This is a genomic window from Leclercia sp. S52, assembly GCF_039727615.1.
Classification (GTDB): Bacteria; Pseudomonadota; Gammaproteobacteria; order Enterobacterales; family Enterobacteriaceae; genus Enterobacter; species Enterobacter adecarboxylatus_B.
On sequence record NZ_CP152474.1, the window covers coordinates 3,913,355 to 3,928,505 of the forward strand.

The 15,151-nt window shown below is 56.1% G+C and carries 16 protein-coding genes; 7 read left to right on the forward strand and 9 right to left on the reverse strand.

Going from position 1 to position 15,151, the window contains the following annotated elements; all coding sequences use genetic code 11:
* Positions 1–125: 125 nt before the first annotated feature.
* The 4 genes from AAHB66_RS18670 to syd all read right to left on the reverse strand — a co-directional run bounded on the left by AAHB66_RS18670 (position 126) and on the right by syd (position 2,874).
* Entirely contained in the window at positions 126–575 is a 450-nt protein-coding gene (locus tag AAHB66_RS18670; protein WP_347114034.1) for a flavodoxin, read from the reverse strand.
* 24 nt (positions 576–599) lie between these two features.
* Positions 600–1,373, reverse strand: coding sequence for a tRNA pseudouridine(65) synthase TruC (gene truC / locus AAHB66_RS18675; RefSeq protein ID WP_347114035.1), 774 nt, complete (start codon positions 1,371–1,373; stop codon positions 600–602).
* Positions 1,370–1,696, reverse strand: a complete 327-nt coding sequence (locus AAHB66_RS18680) for a YqcC family protein (protein WP_347114036.1) — start codon at positions 1,694–1,696, stop codon at positions 1,370–1,372. The genes truC and AAHB66_RS18680 overlap by 4 nt, the downstream gene beginning before the upstream one ends.
* A gap of 632 nt (positions 1,697–2,328) precedes the next feature.
* Positions 2,329–2,874, reverse strand: a complete 546-nt coding sequence (gene syd / locus AAHB66_RS18685; protein WP_347114037.1) for a SecY-interacting protein — start codon at positions 2,872–2,874, stop codon at positions 2,329–2,331.
* A 69-nt stretch (positions 2,875–2,943) separates the two neighbouring features.
* Between syd and queF the strand changes: the two genes are divergently transcribed.
* The 5 genes from queF to xni all read left to right on the forward strand — a co-directional run bounded on the left by queF (position 2,944) and on the right by xni (position 9,402).
* Complete coding sequence (queF, locus tag AAHB66_RS18690; protein ID WP_337017203.1) at positions 2,944–3,786, forward strand: NADPH-dependent 7-cyano-7-deazaguanine reductase QueF; 843 nt, start codon at positions 2,944–2,946, stop codon at positions 3,784–3,786.
* Between the two features lie 116 nt (positions 3,787–3,902).
* Positions 3,903–5,267, forward strand: coding sequence for a nucleotide 5'-monophosphate nucleosidase PpnN (gene ppnN / locus AAHB66_RS18695; protein WP_106994446.1), 1,365 nt, complete (start codon positions 3,903–3,905; stop codon positions 5,265–5,267).
* Between the two features lie 542 nt (positions 5,268–5,809).
* Positions 5,810–7,099: an HAAAP family serine/threonine permease gene (locus AAHB66_RS18700; protein ID WP_347114039.1), complete on the forward strand. Its 1,290-nt coding sequence runs from the start codon at positions 5,810–5,812 to the stop codon at positions 7,097–7,099.
* A gap of 63 nt (positions 7,100–7,162) precedes the next feature.
* Positions 7,163–8,530 carry an L-serine ammonia-lyase gene (locus AAHB66_RS18705; RefSeq protein WP_347114040.1) on the forward strand — a complete coding sequence of 456 codons (1,368 nt, stop codon included), beginning with the start codon at positions 7,163–7,165 and terminating at the stop codon, positions 8,528–8,530.
* A 113-nt stretch (positions 8,531–8,643) separates the two neighbouring features.
* Positions 8,644–9,402, forward strand: coding sequence for a flap endonuclease Xni (xni, locus tag AAHB66_RS18710; protein WP_347114041.1), 759 nt, complete (start codon positions 8,644–8,646; stop codon positions 9,400–9,402).
* A gap of 83 nt (positions 9,403–9,485) precedes the next feature.
* Here xni and rlmM read toward each other — a convergent pair whose 3' ends face one another.
* The 4 genes from rlmM to AAHB66_RS18730 all read right to left on the reverse strand — a co-directional run bounded on the left by rlmM (position 9,486) and on the right by AAHB66_RS18730 (position 12,511).
* On the reverse strand, positions 9,486–10,586 hold the full coding sequence (gene rlmM, locus AAHB66_RS18715; protein ID WP_347114042.1) for a 23S rRNA (cytidine(2498)-2'-O)-methyltransferase RlmM: 1,101 nt from the start codon (positions 10,584–10,586) through the stop codon (positions 9,486–9,488).
* Positions 10,579–10,974, reverse strand: a complete 396-nt coding sequence (locus AAHB66_RS18720) for a DUF423 domain-containing protein (protein ID WP_039029918.1) — start codon at positions 10,972–10,974, stop codon at positions 10,579–10,581. The genes rlmM and AAHB66_RS18720 overlap by 8 nt, the downstream gene beginning before the upstream one ends.
* A gap of 45 nt (positions 10,975–11,019) precedes the next feature.
* Positions 11,020–11,934 (reverse strand): glycine cleavage system transcriptional regulator GcvA, encoded by a 915-nt coding sequence (gcvA, locus tag AAHB66_RS18725; protein ID WP_039029917.1) that lies wholly within the window; start codon positions 11,932–11,934, stop codon positions 11,020–11,022.
* A gap of 349 nt (positions 11,935–12,283) precedes the next feature.
* Complete coding sequence (locus AAHB66_RS18730; RefSeq protein WP_337017194.1) at positions 12,284–12,511, reverse strand: YgdI/YgdR family lipoprotein; 228 nt, start codon at positions 12,509–12,511, stop codon at positions 12,284–12,286.
* 192 nt (positions 12,512–12,703) lie between these two features.
* On the opposite strand from AAHB66_RS18730, the gene csdA reads away from it, so the two are divergent.
* Positions 12,704–13,912, forward strand: a complete 1,209-nt coding sequence (csdA, locus tag AAHB66_RS18735; protein ID WP_347114043.1) for a cysteine desulfurase CsdA — start codon at positions 12,704–12,706, stop codon at positions 13,910–13,912.
* A complete protein-coding gene (gene csdE, locus AAHB66_RS18740; protein ID WP_347114044.1) occupies positions 13,909–14,349 on the forward strand; it encodes a cysteine desulfurase sulfur acceptor subunit CsdE in 441 nt (146 codons plus the stop codon). Before csdA ends, csdE begins: the two co-directional genes overlap by 4 nt.
* Here csdE and tcdA read toward each other — a convergent pair.
* Positions 14,340–15,146 carry a tRNA cyclic N6-threonylcarbamoyladenosine(37) synthase TcdA gene (gene tcdA, locus AAHB66_RS18745; protein ID WP_347114045.1) on the reverse strand — a complete coding sequence of 269 codons (807 nt, stop codon included), beginning with the start codon at positions 15,144–15,146 and terminating at the stop codon, positions 14,340–14,342. The genes csdE and tcdA overlap by 10 nt on opposite strands.
* Between the last annotated feature and the right edge of the window lie 5 nt (positions 15,147–15,151).

The following is a 15,151-nucleotide window of genomic DNA, read 5'->3' on the forward strand; positions in this document are numbered from 1 at the left end:
ACTCAATGGAAGGTAGTTCACGGAAACGTGGCTGAGTGAGAAAACAGCAGAAGAGAAAGGGAAGAATGTGAATCAGGTCGCTTGACGCGGTGGAATGCCCTCCCGCGGCCGGGAGGGATATGTACTTAGCCGAGAAGCGTGCCCCAGTGCTCTACCCAGGGATTGGATTCGCTTTCCGGCTCGGGGTGTTCAGAGGCATCGATCGTCAGCATTTCACCCACGCGCTGCGCGCTTTGCTCCTGCAACAGGGCGTCGAACTGCTTGCCGCCGCCGCAGAAATTGGCGTAGGTGCTGTCGCCCAGCGCGATGATGCCGTAGCGCATCTCCGGCTGATAACCCAGCTTATCTTTGATGCCCTGGAACAGCGGTACGATACTGTCCGGCAGATCGCCCTGCCCGGTTGTCGAGGTAACCACCAGCGCATACTGGCCCTGGTATTTTTCCCAGTCGGCCAGTTCGGGATCTTCATAGACCGTGGCTTTATGGCCCTGCCCGGCGAGAATTGCTTCGGCTTCTTCGGCCACCAGCAGCGAATTGCCGTACATCGTACCGACAAAAATTCCGACTACAGCCATGGTTTACTCCCTCAATGAATGCAATTACCGTACATCCTGAACGTTGGCGGGATCAAACTCAACCCTTTCATTTTCGGGGAGTTGCCCGCACCAGCCAAAGTGTGACAGCGCCTGCATCCACACCGGATCGAGGCCAGCGCGGATCGTCAGCGGCTCACCGGTAAAGGGATGAATCAGGTTCAGCTGGCTGGCGTGCAGCATCAGGCGGTTACAGCCAAAGTGTTCAGCGGCACTGCGGTTCTGTTTCAGATCGCCGTGCTTGCTGTCACCGATAATCGGATGGCGCAGATGCGAAAGGTGGCGTCGCAGCTGGTGCTTACGCCCGGTTTTCGGCTCCAGCTCGACCAGGCTGTAGCGCGTGGTCGGGAACTTACCGGTGGCGACGGGCATTTCGGTGGTCGCCATGCCGCGATAGTCCGTCACCGCGGGCTGCGGCTCTTTATCATCACGGGCATATTTATCGGCGATTTTATCCAGCTCTTCGATCAGCGGATAATCAAGCCTCGCGGCTTCGGTCAGCCAGCCCCGGACAATCGCATGGTAACGCTTCTGGATCTGATGCTGCTCGAACTGCTGGGACAGCCGGCGTCCGGCCTCGCTGGAGAGCCCCATCAGCAGTACGCCAGAGGTAGGTCTGTCGAGACGGTGGGCGGTAAAAACGTGCTGACCAATCTGATCGCGCACCGTCTGCATCACCACCACTTTTTCATCGCGATCCAGCCAGCTCCGGTGCACCAGCCAGCCGGAGGGTTTATTGACCGCCACCAGCCACTCATCCTGATAAAGGATCTCAATCATGCTTCGTCGCCAAAGAGCGCGTCCAGCGACAGCAGTGCTGCCAGTACCGCCTCGCGTGACGGATGGGCCGCATCCAGCGCCATTTCATAATAGGGGGCGACGGCAAAGTTTTGCGGCAGCGGATGCCCACCCTCAATCAGGGCATGCATGCGGGGAATAAGTACCCATTGCAGCCACTCAAAGGGCTCCAGGGTATCCATGCAGAAAGGTTGCGTGCTCTCAAACGCGTCAGGCTGCGGCGCCGTTTCCTGCCACAGTTGATGATCGCGCAATAAAGCTTCGATGGCGTGCAGCTGCGCGCGCACGTTGTCGTGATGCGTCATGAAAACCTCAACGGAAAATCTGAACGGCGCGCAGCATAGCAAAGACCACGCAGAAATAAAAAAAGGGAGCACTGTAAAAACAGTGCTCCCGGTTCGTTTCGCAGCAATCCAGCTACTTTTGGTGCTCCCTGCTCATCCGTGACAACTTTTCCTCTGACCCGAAGGTCTGGTCTTCCCTCGACCGCTGCATCCTGCTCACATCATCCTGATGTGGCTGTTTCATCCTGAAACGTCCTGGCCTTCCTGACCCACCGGACATCCTTACCGGCTCTCATTCTCCGTCCTGGAGGTGTCCTTCACGCATCCTGCGTTATCCTTTTGCTTCGTCCTGAAGCCTTCCTTGTAACGCCTTCCTGACGTGTCCTAAGTTAAGAAACGCCATCATCCTGATGTTCGTTTCTCGTGTCGGCTTCCTGTCGACAAACATAGGATCCTCTATTCCGCTTCGTCTTACAAGGCACCCCGTAAGCCAAATTAAACAGATGTTACATCATATTACTAATGATTACGCCATCAACTAGCTGATTATAAATGGATTATTGTCTAGCATAAAAGAGTGAGCGTGCCGGTTATTACGGTGATCTCTTACAACCTTTGTAAGAGATCTCTCACACGTGCAGTAGTATTCAGGATTACACGACGGGATGGAGTTGTTTGAGGAAATCCGTAAGGGAAGCGGAGAGGAACTGGCGTTTCTGCGTACCTAACGTCTCTTTTACCACGTTCCCCGTGAGGTTGCAGACAGAGATAATATCCATTTCACTGTCGAGCGTGGCGATAAAGAGCGTTGGTGATAGCTTCAGGCGCTTCTGGGTGACCAGGTGCCCAATCAGGTTCTCCTGCACGCGCAGCAGATCGTCTTCGCTCCAGGTTTGCAGCAGCGTCAGCATCTCGTTATCAAAGCGAGCGCACATATCCCCGGCAAACTGTGTGGTATAGAACGCGTGGACCGCAGGTTGTACCACAATGTCCATTGCGCGTTCAATGGCATTTACATTCTGCTCCGCGGTAAACGGCTGGGGCTGCCAGGTAACGGTATCCCCGGAAGAGGTGATAATACAGGGCGACGGGACGCCATACAGCGCCTCGCTTTGAGGCCATGACCCATTCTGTTCATGCCAGGCGTCACAGTAACGCGCCGTAAACGCGGTTAAGGCAGCAGTAGTCTCTTTATCCACCGGTTTCTCTCTTCATATAAGCCAGGATACACTCAGCCGCATAGTTTACCTTTAAAGTGACAACGAAACATGTCTTACGAAAATCATGATGCCTTATCGGGTTTAACCCTGGGCAAAAGCACCGCCTACCGCGACATCTATGACGCCAGCCTGTTACAGGGCGTGCCGCGCAGTCTTAACCGCGATCCGCTGGGGCTGAAAGCCGATAGCCTGCCCTTCCACGGCGGCGATATCTGGACGCTGTATGAGCTGTCGTGGCTTAACGCCCGCGGATTACCGCAGGTGGCAGTGGGTCACGTTGAGCTGGATTACACCAGCGTCAACCTGGTCGAGTCCAAAAGCTTTAAGCTCTACCTCAACAGCTTTAACCAGACCCGCTTCGACAGCTGGGAAGCGGTGCAGCGCACGCTGGAACGCGACTTAAGCGCCTGCGCGCAGGGGAAAGTGACCGTTGCCCTCTACCGGATTGACGAGCTGGAGGGTCAGCCGATCGCCCACTTCCACGGCACCTGCATTGATGAGCAGGACATTGAGATCGACAACTACCAGTTTGATACCGCCTGGCTGGAAAATGCCGCCAGCGGCAAAGTGGTGGAGGAAACGCTGGTCAGCCACCTGCTGAAATCCAACTGTCTTATCACCCATCAGCCTGACTGGGGTTCGGTACAGATCCAGTATCGCGGCGCAAAAATCGATCGCGAGAAGCTGTTGCGCTACCTGGTCTCTTTCCGTAACCACAATGAGTTCCACGAGCAGTGCGTGGAGCGCATCTTCAACGACATTCTGCATTTCTGCCAGCCAGAGACGCTGAGCGTCTACGCCCGCTATACCCGCCGCGGCGGGCTGGATATCAATCCGTGGCGCAGCAACAGCGATTTTGTTCCGGCAATCGGTCGTTTAGTCCGCCAGTAAGATAAATAAATTCACAATATGCGCGGTCCGTTCCGCGCTTTAGGTTGTGAAAGGTCATAAGCCAGGGCTATTGTAATCAACAGGGAAAGACGATAAACGTCCCGTAAGGAGCTCACTTGATTACACATATTAGCCCGCTTGGCTCAATGGATATGTTGTCGCAGCTGGAAGTGGACATGCTCAAGAGCACGGCCAGCAGCGATCTTTATCAACTGTTTCGCAACTGTTCACTTGCCGTTCTGAACTCCGGTAGCCTCACCGACAACAGCAAAGAGCTGCTGTCCCGCTTTGAAAGCTTTGATATTAACGTGCTGCGCCGCGAACGTGGCGTGAAGCTGGAGCTGATTAACCCGCCGGAAGATGCCTTTGTTGACGGGCGAATTATTCGCGCGCTGCAGGCCAACCTGTTTGCCGTCCTGCGCGATATCCTGTTTGTGAATGGGCAGATCAGTAACGCCGGTCGTTTTCAGCATCTGAATCTGGAAAGCTCGGCGCATATCACCAACCTGGTGTTCTCTATTCTGCGTAACGCCCGCGCCCTGCACGTGGGCGAAGCTCCAAGCATGGTAGTGTGCTGGGGCGGTCACTCCATTAACGAAACCGAATACCTTTACGCCCGTCGCGTGGGCACCCAACTGGGGCTGCGCGAGCTGAACATCTGCACCGGCTGTGGTCCGGGCGCGATGGAAGCGCCAATGAAGGGCGCGGCGGTGGGTCATGCCCAGCAGCGCTATAAAGAGGGCCGTTTCATCGGTATGACCGAGCCATCGATTATTGCCGCTGAGCCGCCGAATCCGCTGGTCAACGAACTGATCATCATGCCGGATATCGAGAAACGTCTTGAGGCGTTTGTCCGTATCGCGCACGGGATAATCATCTTCCCGGGCGGCGTAGGTACCGCAGAAGAGCTGCTTTATCTGCTGGGCATTCTGATGCATCCGGCTAACCAGGATCAGGTTCTGCCGCTGATCCTGACCGGCCCGAAGGAGAGCGCAGACTACTTCCGCGTGCTGGATGAATTCATCGTGCATACCCTGGGTGAGGCGGCACGCCGTCACTATCGCATCATCATTGATGATGCCGCCGAAGTGGCGCGCCTGATGAAAAAAGCCATGCCGCTGGTGAAAGAGAACCGTCGCGATACCGGGGATGCCTACAGCTTTAACTGGTCAATCCGCATTTCACCGGATCTGCAGATCCCGTTCGAGCCGTCGCATGAAAACATGGCCAACCTGAAACTGTATCCGGATCAGCCGGTTGAAGTACTGGCCGCCGATCTGCGTCGCGCCTTCTCGGGCATCGTGGCGGGTAACGTCAAAGAGGTGGGTATCCAGGCTATCGAAGAGTTTGGTCCGTATAAAATTCATGGCGACCGCGACATGATGCGCCGCATGGACGATCTCCTGCAGGGCTTTGTCGCCCAGCACCGTATGAAGCTTCCCGGCTCTGCCTATATCCCCTGTTACGAGATTTCAGCGTAACGCTCTGCCCGGCACGCATGCCGGGCGCTCCCTCACGCCGGGAATGGCCTTTCGCTTCCCGGCTTTTTTATTACCTTCAGCGACATGCCCTGTCTTGCAACATCACTATTACTTATCTTTTTGCTATTTCATAACGCAACGCAAACGATTACGTTGTTTTACAGAGCGTGATTTATTAGCCACAAACGCCATAAAGCACGAAAAAATCCTCTAAACCGACGCTTTTACAGCGTATGCCTCCTATCTTTCAGGGGGATCTATCTCGCCTCATATCGTTAATGGTAGCCTTCGCGCCCAGAAATTCGTCGTGACGTTTTCTTAGCAGATAAATGGTCTAAAGATACCCACATCATAAGTGGATTATCGCATTTGAGATCGGGATCACTGATAGATCCATTACTAAAATGTATCTTTCCGCCCGCCGATAGTTACGGAGAAAAATTATATAAAAACCGTCGCTGAGCGAATTTCATATTACGAATAGCCCTTTTTGCACTGAATTTGACCAGAAACCTGACATTAGCTACTTCCTGGAGACACAGATGGAAACCACTCAAACCAGCACCGTTGCTTCGCTTGAAACCCGAAGTGGATGGCGTAAAACAGATACCATGTGGATGCTTGGCCTTTACGGCACAGCAATCGGCGCTGGTGTTCTCTTCCTTCCTATTAACGCAGGTGTGGGCGGCTTAATTCCGCTGATCATCATGGCGATCATCGCCTTCCCGATGACCTACTTTGCTCACCGCGGCCTGACCCGTTTTGTGCTCTCTGGTAAAAACCCGGGCGAAGACATCACCGAAGTGGTTGAAGAGCATTTCGGTATTGGCGCAGGTAAACTGATTACCCTGCTCTACTTCTTTGCCATCTACCCAATCCTGCTGGTTTATAGCGTGGCTATCACCAACACCGTAGACAGCTTCATGACCCACCAGTTGGGCATGACCCCGCCGCCACGCGCCATTCTGTCGCTGATCCTGATCGTCGGCATGATGACCATCGTGCGCTTCGGTGAGCAGATGATTGTGAAGGCAATGAGCGTGCTGGTGTTCCCGTTTGTTATCGCTCTGATGGTGCTGGCCTGCTACCTGATCCCACAGTGGAACGGCGCGGCGCTGGAAACGCTGTCCCTGAGCAGCGCGTCTGCAACCGGCAACGGCCTGTGGATGACCCTGTGGCTGGCAATCCCGGTAATGGTCTTCTCCTTCAACCACTCCCCGATCATCTCCTCCTTTGCGGTAGCGAAGCGTGAAGAGTACGGTCAGGGTGCCGAGAAGAAGTGTTCCAGCATCCTGGCTCGCGCTCACGTGATGATGGTTATCACCGTTATGTTCTTCGTCTTCAGCTGCGTACTGAGCCTCGCTCCGGCGGATCTGGCAGCAGCAAAAGCACAGAACATCTCGATTCTCTCTTACCTGGCGAACCACTTTAACGCACCGGTTATTGCCTGGATGGCACCAATCATCGCCATTATCGCGATTACCAAATCCTTCCTCGGCCACTACCTGGGCGCACGTGAAGGCTTTAACGGCATGGTGATTAAATCTCTGCGCGGTAAAGGTAAGAGCATTGAAATCAACAAGCTGAACAAAATCACTGCGCTGTTCATGCTGCTGACCACCTGGGCGGTTGCTACCCTGAACCCGAGCATCCTCGGGATGATCGAAACCCTGGGCGGCCCGGTTATCGCGATGATTCTGTTCCTGATGCCGATGTACGCGATTCAGAAAGTGCCAGCGATGCGTAAATACAGCGGCCAGATCAGCAACGTCTTCGTTGTGATTATGGGTCTGATTGCTATCTCCGCTATCTTCTTCTCGCTGTTCGCTTAATTCCTCCCGCGCCGTCTTCGGACGGCGCACTCTTCTCCCAAGACGTAAAGCAACGGACGCATCATGATTAGCGTTTTCGATATTTTCAAAATTGGTATTGGTCCATCCAGCTCGCACACCGTCGGGCCGATGAAAGCCGGTAAACAGTTCACGGACGATCTTATTGCACGCGGAATGCTGCACGACACGACCCGCGTGGTGGTGGATGTTTACGGCTCCCTGTCGCTGACCGGCAAAGGTCACCATACCGATATCGCCATTATTATGGGCCTGGCGGGCAACCTGCCGGATAGCGTCGATATTGACGCCATCCCGGGGTTCATCCAGGACGTTAACACCCACAGCCGCCTGCTGCTGGCGAAGGGTGAACATGAAGTTGAATTCCCGGTTGATCGCTGCATGAATTTCCATGCCGACAACCTGTCACTGCACGAAAACGGCATGCGGATCACCGCGCTGGCAGGCGACAAGGTGATTTACAGCCAAACCTATTACTCCATCGGCGGCGGTTTTATCGTCGACGAAGACCATTTTGGCCAGAGCGACAGCGCGCCTGTGGCGGTCCCGTATCCGTACAAATCGGCGGCCGACCTCCAGCGCCATTGCCAGGAAAGTGGTCTGTCACTCTCCGGCCTGATGATGCAAAACGAGCTGGCTTTGCACAGCAAAGCCGAGCTGGAACAGCACTTTGCCAACGTCTGGGAAGTGATGCGCGGCGGTATTGAACGCGGTATCACTACCGAGGGCGTTCTGCCGGGCAAACTGCGCGTCCCTCGTCGTGCTGCCGCCCTGCGCCGCATGCTGGTCAGCAGCGACAAAACCACCAGCGACCCGATGGCGGTGGTGGACTGGATCAACATGTTCGCACTGGCGGTGAATGAAGAGAACGCCGCCGGTGGCCGCGTGGTCACCGCGCCAACTAACGGTGCCTGCGGTATCGTTCCGGCGGTGCTGGCCTATTACGACAAGTTTATTCGCGAAGTGAATGCTAACTCGCTAGCCCGCTATCTGCTGGTCACCAGTGCCATTGGCTCGCTGTATAAGATGAACGCTTCCATCTCCGGCGCGGAAGTGGGCTGCCAGGGCGAAGTGGGCGTTGCCTGCTCGATGGCGGCAGCGGGTCTGGCGGAGCTGCTGGGCGGTAGCCCGACGCAGGTCTGCATTGCAGCAGAGATCGGGATGGAGCATAACCTCGGTCTGACCTGCGATCCGGTGGCCGGTCAGGTGCAGGTGCCGTGTATCGAGCGTAACGCGATTGCCTCCGTGAAGGCGGTCAACGCCGCGCGTATGGCGCTGCGCCGTACCAGCGAGCCGCGCGTCTGCCTCGATAAAGTGATCGAAACCATGTACGAGACCGGGAAAGACATGAACGCCAAATACCGCGAAACCTCCCGCGGTGGTCTGGCGATGAAGATTGTCACCTGCGACTAAGTCCAAAAAGGAGCCTCGTTTTGCGAGGCTCCTTCCTGAACGCCCCGCCACACGTAGTTTCCCCCCCGCCGACAGTGTTACCCTTATTTGACTGAACAGAAGGGAGAAAATCTGTGGCCGTTCATTTGCTTATTGTCGACGCGCTGAACCTTATCCGGCGCATCCACGCGGTTCAGGGCACGCCCTGCAAGGATACCTGCCTTAACGCGCTGGAGCAGCTTATTCGCCACAGCCAGCCCAGCCACGTGGTCGCCGTGTTTGACGATGAAGCCCGTAACAGCGGCTGGCGACATCAGCGCCTCCCGGATTACAAAGCCGGGCGCGTGCCCATGCCGGACGACCTGCACGCCGAAATGCCCGCCATTCGCGCCGCCTTTGAACAGCGCGGGGTTCCCTGCTGGGGCGCCCAGGGCAACGAAGCCGACGATCTGGCCGCTACCCTGGCGGTAAAAGTCGCCAGCGCCGGGCATCAGGCTACCATCGTCTCGACCGATAAGGGCTATTGCCAGCTGCTTTCGCCCACCATCCGCATCCGCGACTATTTCCAGAAACGCTGGCTCGACGCCCCCTTTATCGCCAGTGAGTTTGGCGTCTCGCCGCAGCAGCTGCCGGATTACTGGGGGCTGGCGGGGATCAGCAGCTCAAAAGTGCCGGGCGTTACCGGGATTGGCCCGAAAAGCGCGGCCCAGCTCCTGACCGATTTTCAGGATCTGGAGGGGATTTACGCCCATCTGGATGAGGTGCCGGAGAAGTGGCGCAAAAAGCTGGAAGCGCATAAAGAGATGGCGTTTATCTGCCGGGACGTGGCGCGGTTGCAGACCGATTTACAGTTAGACGGGAATTTGCAGCAGCTACGGTTAGATCGAGTGTGAGTTCATGCCCGGTGGCGCTTCGCTTACCGGGCCTACGATCTGGATCCCCTCTCCCTATGGGAGAGGGTTAGGGTGAGGGATAACTATCTCTCGTCGCGACGACCACCCACTGCAGCCCACCAGCGGCGGATGTGTACGGTGACTTCTTCGCGATCGTGGTACAGCTGGCGAGCCTGAATCACTACGTTAATACCGTGTTCATCCATCTGCTCCTGAATGTAGGCCAGGTTCTGAGAGACCTCCTCATAGCGCTTTTTCATCGGCAGCTTGAGGTTAAAAATGGTCTCACGACACCAGCCGTTGACCAGCCAGGAGGCCATCAGCGCCGCTACTTTCGCCGGCTTCTCTACCATGTCGCACACCATCCAGGAGATGTTGTTGCGGGTTGGGCGATAGCGGAAACCATCTTCACGTAGCCAGGTCACCTGCCCGGTATCCATCAGGCTTTGCGCCATCGGGCCGTTGTCGACGGAGGAAACCCACATGTTGCGTTTCACCAGCTGATAGGTCCAGCCGCCGGGACAGGCACCCAGATCGACCGCGTACATGCCGTTTGCCAGGCGTTCATCCCACTCATCGGCGGGAATAAAGACGTGAAACGCCTCTTCAAGCTTCAGCGTTGAACGGCTCGGGGCATCGGCCGGGAACCGCAGACGTGGGATGCCCATAAAGAACGGTGAGTTATTGGTGGTGTAGGAATAACCGGCATAACAGCAGCCTGGGGCGATAAAGAAGATATGCACCACGGGACGTTTTGGCGTCTCGTAGTTGGTCAACACGCCCGCTTCACGCAGAGCCGCGCGCAGCGGCACGGTGAACTTACGGCAGAACTTCATCAGCTCTTTGCTTTCGTTGGTATCGGCGACTTCAACGCGCAGATCGCCACCCTTCTCCACCACGCCCTGCAGCATGCCAACAATCGGCGTAATGCGATCTTCAGGCGGCAGATCTTTCAGCAGTTCACCCGCGACAAACATCTGACGGGCAAAAATCAGCGAGCTGAACGGCAGGTCACGAACCAGTTTTTCCGCGTCATCAGCCTGATAGCACTCGAAAACGACATAGCCCGCATTCTCTTTCACGCGGGCAAAACCAAACACTTCGCGCTTCGCGGCTTTATCAGTGATCTCCGCGGCACACTCTTTTTCAAAGCCCGGGCGACAATATAAGACAACTTTATTCATGAACAACGCCCTTGCGTTTCAGACGGAACGAACCGATTAACATTAATACCCACCCGACCAGGAAGCTGACGCCGCCGACCGGGGTAACAAACGCCCACAGGCGTAAATGCGACAGCGCAAGGCAGTACAGGCTACCGCTGAAGAGCACGGTACCCAGCGCCATAAACACGCTGCTCCAGTAAAACCAGATACTGATACGGCGCTGCATGGCCACGGCTAATCCGAAGATCGCCAGGGTATGAAACGCCTGATATTCCAGACCGGTGTGGATCCAGCCCATCTCCACCACACCCAGGGATTTGCGTAAAACATGTGCGCCAAAAGCGCCCAGGGCAACAAAAATAAAGCCACTCACCGCGGCAAAAATCAGCATAAAACGGCTGGTCATGTTTCTGTCCTGAAGTTATGCGCGTCCTGCGCGCAAAAGAAAGTGTTACTCGTACCGAAAGCGGAATTTTTCTTGCTCGTTGGCCGCCTTTGCCAGGATCCACTGGCGAAACGCGGCTATTTTACCCAGTTCTGCCTGACTGTCATGACAAACCAGATAAAAAGCGTTCTTGCTGACCAGAACATCATTAAAGGGGCAGACCAGGCGGCCGGCCTCAATTTCGGACTGCGCCATGACGTTGTTAGCCAACGCCACGCCCTGTCCGTGGATGGCAGCCTGTAACACCATCGCACTGTGGCTGAAGATGGGGCCCTGCTGCACGTTTATATGGTTAAGACCAAGCTGGCGGGTATAAGTTTGCCAGTCGCGGCGAGAAGCATCATGTAAAAGCGTATGCTGCGCCAGATTTTCCGGCGCTTTTAGCGCTTTTTCGCCTGTTAAGAGTAGTGGCGAGCAGACCGGCAGCAAATATTCGGCGTACAATTTTTCGACACGCAGGCCTGGCCAGTTGCCGCGGCCATAGAAAATCGCTACGTCAACGTCGTCTGCCAGCTTGTCTTCCTGACGGTCGACGGCCTGGATTCGGACATCGATTCCCGGATAAGCTGAGTTAAAGCTTGAGAGTCTCGGCACCAGCCACTGAATGGCAAAACTGGGCAATAAACTGACCGTCAGCGCCCCTTTGGCACTGCGCGCCTGTAACTTACGCGTCGCCTCGGTCAGCTGGGAAAATATCTCTTTAATATCCTGAAAATAGCTCTGCCCCTCTTCCGTCAGAAGCAGGGAACGGTTGCGGCGGCGGAACAGCTTGAGGCCCAGAAAATCCTCAAGAGACTTGATTTGATGACTTACTGCGGCCTGAGTCACAAAAAGCTCATCGGCCGCGCGCGTGAAACTTAAATGGCGGGCGGCAGCATCAAATACACGTAATGCATTAAGGGGTGGTAATCGCTTGGACATGGTTATCTGGCTTAGATGTTAACGGCTTTTAACAAACAGGAAACAACGTTTAACCTATTAGTTTTTTTTATCTGAGCCATTATAAATTGTCCGTTGAGGAACTACCAGCAAATACCTATAGTGGCGGCACTTCCTGAGCCGGAACGAAAAGCTTTTTTTGGAATGCGTGTTCTGAAGGGCTTTTGGCTTACGGTTGTGATGTTGTGTTGTTGTGTTTGCAATTGGTCTGCGATTCAGACCTCGGTAGCGACGCTACCAATTTTTCACTTCCTGTACATTTACCCTGTCTGTCCATAGTGATTAATGTAGCACCGCCCAATTGCGGTGCTTTTTTTTGTCTGCAATTCCGTTAGTGGTCCAGCTCAACCATCTCTTTCACATCACTGCGGTTGATCTGCTGTTTGTTCCCGTTCGCATCCTTATACGAGATCATGCCGGTGTCATTATCGGTTTGCGGCTTACCTTCTGAGACGATAGAGCGGCCATCGTTGGTATGCATAACGTAGTTATTACCGGAACAGGCGCTCAGTGCGAAAGTAAGCATACAGGCAGAAACAATTGCGACAGTCTTCTTCATTTTCTTCTCCTTTAGCAATTAATGCTATCTAAACCATGTTTCAGAACAGGCTAAAACATCTTCCTGACACTATTTCAGCATAACCTGCTTCGTCTGTTGCGCCAGGATAAACAGACAAATCCGATAGAGATCAACCTCCTTGCCCTGCCGCTGAATTTGCGCGACGATCTCTTCATGATGAAGAGGAACTCCATGAACGCATTCAGCCCTGCCCATTTTCGCGCACAGTTTCCGGCGCTGGCCGATGCCGGTGTCTATCTTGATAGCGCCGCGACGGCCCTCAAGCCTCAGGCGGTGATCGAGGCCACGCACCAGTTTTACAGCCTGAGCGCAGGCAATGTGCATCGCAGCCAGTATGCCGAGGCGCAACGCTTAACCGCGCGCTATGAAGCAGCCCGCGATCAGGTCGCGAAGCTGCTTAATGCCGAAAGCGGTAAAAATATTGTCTGGACGCGGGGCACCACCGAAGCCATCAACATGGTGGCGCAGTGTTACGCTCGTCCACGCCTGCAGCCGGGCGACGAGATTATCGTCAGCGAGGCGGAGCATCACGCCAATCTGGTGCCCTGGCTGATGGTGGCCGAACAGACCGGCGCACGGGTGGTGAAGTTACCCCTGGGTGCCGATCTGCTGGCGGATGTCGCCCGCCTGCCCGAATTTATCACCCCGCGCAGCCGCATCCTCGCGCTGGGACAAATGTCTAACGTCACCGGCGGCTGCCCGGATCTGGCCCGCGCCATTCAGCTCGCCCATGCCAGCGGTATGGTGGTGGTGGTCGATGGCGCGCAGGGGGTGGTGCATTTTCCGGCTGACGTGCAGCAGCTGGATATCGACTTCTATGCCTTCTCCGGACATAAGCTTTACGGACCGACCGGCATCGGCGCGCTCTACGGCAAAGCCGAGCTGCTGGAACAGATGACCCCGTGGCTCGGCGGCGGCAAGATGATCGCCGAGGTGAGCTTTGACGGCTTCAAAACCCAGGCGGTGCCGTATCGCCTGGAAGCCGGGACGCCCAACGTCGCCGGGGTGATTGGCCTGAGCGCGGCGCTGGAGTGGCTGGCGGATATCGATCTGCAGCAGGCGGAGAGCTGGAGCCGCGGGCTGGCGACGCTGGCCGAAGAAGCGCTGAAAAAACGCCCCGGCTTTCGCTCTTTCCGCGTCCAGGATTCGAGCCTGCTGGCGTTCGATTTTGCCGGCGTGCATCACAGCGACATGGTGACGCTGCTGGCGGGTTACGGTATTGCCCTGCGCGCCGGACAGCACTGCGCCCAGCCGCTGCTGGCGGCGCTTGGCGTCAACGGCACCCTGCGCGTCTCGTTTGCCCCTTATAACACCCAAAGCGATGTCGACGCGCTGGTTGCCGCCGTCGATCGCGCCCTTGCCTTACTGGTGGATGAATGACAAGCCCAATTCTCGCCGGACACCCGTTCGGCACCGTCATCACGGAAGAAACGTTAAAACAGACCTTCGCCCCGCTGACCCAGTGGGAAGACAAGTATCGCCAGCTGATCCTGCTGGGCAAACAGCTGCCCGTACTGTCCGATGAGCTGAAAGCACAGGCGAAAGAGATCCCCGGCTGTGAGAACCGCGTCTGGCTTGGAGTGACCCCCGTCGGGGATAAGCTGCATTTTTATGGCGACAGCGAAGGCCGGATTGTGCGCGGATTGCTGGCCGTACTGCTGACAACGATAGAGGGGAAAAGCGCCGCGCAGATCCTCAGCGAGAGCCCGCTGGCGCTGTTTGATGAGCTGGGGTTACGCGGTCAGCTGAGCGCCTCGCGCAGCCAGGGGCTGACTGCGCTGAGTGAGGCGGTGCTGGAGGCGGCGCGTCAGGCCTGACGTTCCGCCTTTGCCATCATCTTTTTCAGGGCGTGAGACACGGCGATAAAGCCAAAGGTCGCGGTCACCATAGTGGCCGCACCAAACCCGGAGGCACAGTCCATCCGTTTTGGCCCTTCCGCAGTACTCTTCATGGCGCAGACTGAGCCGTCGGCCTGCGGATAGACCAGCGCTTCCGTGGAGAATACGCAGTCGATGCCCAGCTTACCTTTGCTGTTTTTCACCACCCCAAAATCGCTTTTCAGACGCTCGCGCAGCTTGGCTGCCAGCGGATCCTGGATGGTTTTCGCCAGGTCGGTGACCTGGATCTGCGTCGGGTCGATCTGCCCGCCCGCCCCGCCGGTGGTCACCAGCGGCACTTTATTGCGACGACACCAGGCGATCAGCGCCGCTTTCGGGCGCACGCTGTCTATGGCGTCAATCACGTAGCTGTAACCGGCCCCCATATACTGGGCGACGTTATCGGCCGTTACGAAATCATCGATCACCGTGACGCGGCATTCCGGGTTGATCTGACGAATCCTTTCCGCCATCACCTCAGATTTTGCCTGCCCGACGCTGTCGCGCAGGGCATGGATCTGCCGGTTGGTGTTGGTAACGCAGACATCATCCATGTCGATAAGCGTAATGGCGCCGATCCCGGTTCGTGCCAGCGCTTCCGCCGCCCATGAGCCGACGCCGCCAATCCCGACCACGCAGACGTGCGCATCGGCAAACAGTTGCAGGGCTTTTTCACCATATAAACGCGCGGTGCCACCAAAACGCTGGCGCCAGGCTTCGCTCATTACCACAGACATAGAAC

Excerpts from the sequence above, each read along its gene's own strand:
- AAHB66_RS18670 (WP_347114034.1), bottom strand. The coding sequence starts at position 575 with ATGGCTGTAGTCGGAATTTTTGTCGGTACGATGTACGGCAATTCGCTG.
- truC (WP_347114035.1), bottom strand. The coding sequence starts at position 1,373 with ATGATTGAGATCCTTTATCAGGATGAGTGGCTGGTGGCGGTCAATAAA.
- AAHB66_RS18680 (WP_347114036.1), bottom strand. The coding sequence starts at position 1,696 with ATGACGCATCACGACAACGTGCGCGCGCAGCTGCACGCCATCGAAGCT.
- queF (WP_337017203.1), top strand. The coding sequence starts at position 2,944 with ATGTCTTACGAAAATCATGATGCCTTATCGGGTTTAACCCTGGGCAAA.
- AAHB66_RS18700 (WP_347114039.1), top strand. The coding sequence starts at position 5,810 with ATGGAAACCACTCAAACCAGCACCGTTGCTTCGCTTGAAACCCGAAGT.
- AAHB66_RS18705 (WP_347114040.1), top strand. The coding sequence starts at position 7,163 with ATGATTAGCGTTTTCGATATTTTCAAAATTGGTATTGGTCCATCCAGC.
- rlmM (WP_347114042.1), bottom strand. The coding sequence starts at position 10,586 with ATGAATAAAGTTGTCTTATATTGTCGCCCGGGCTTTGAAAAAGAGTGT.
- AAHB66_RS18720 (WP_039029918.1), bottom strand. The coding sequence starts at position 10,974 with ATGACCAGCCGTTTTATGCTGATTTTTGCCGCGGTGAGTGGCTTTATT.
- gcvA (WP_039029917.1), bottom strand. The coding sequence starts at position 11,934 with ATGTCCAAGCGATTACCACCCCTTAATGCATTACGTGTATTTGATGCT.
- AAHB66_RS18730 (WP_337017194.1), bottom strand. The coding sequence starts at position 12,511 with ATGAAGAAGACTGTCGCAATTGTTTCTGCCTGTATGCTTACTTTCGCA.
- csdA (WP_347114043.1), top strand. The coding sequence starts at position 12,704 with ATGAACGCATTCAGCCCTGCCCATTTTCGCGCACAGTTTCCGGCGCTG.
- csdE (WP_347114044.1), top strand. The coding sequence starts at position 13,909 with ATGACAAGCCCAATTCTCGCCGGACACCCGTTCGGCACCGTCATCACG.
- tcdA (WP_347114045.1), bottom strand. The coding sequence starts at position 15,146 with ATGTCTGTGGTAATGAGCGAAGCCTGGCGCCAGCGTTTTGGTGGCACC.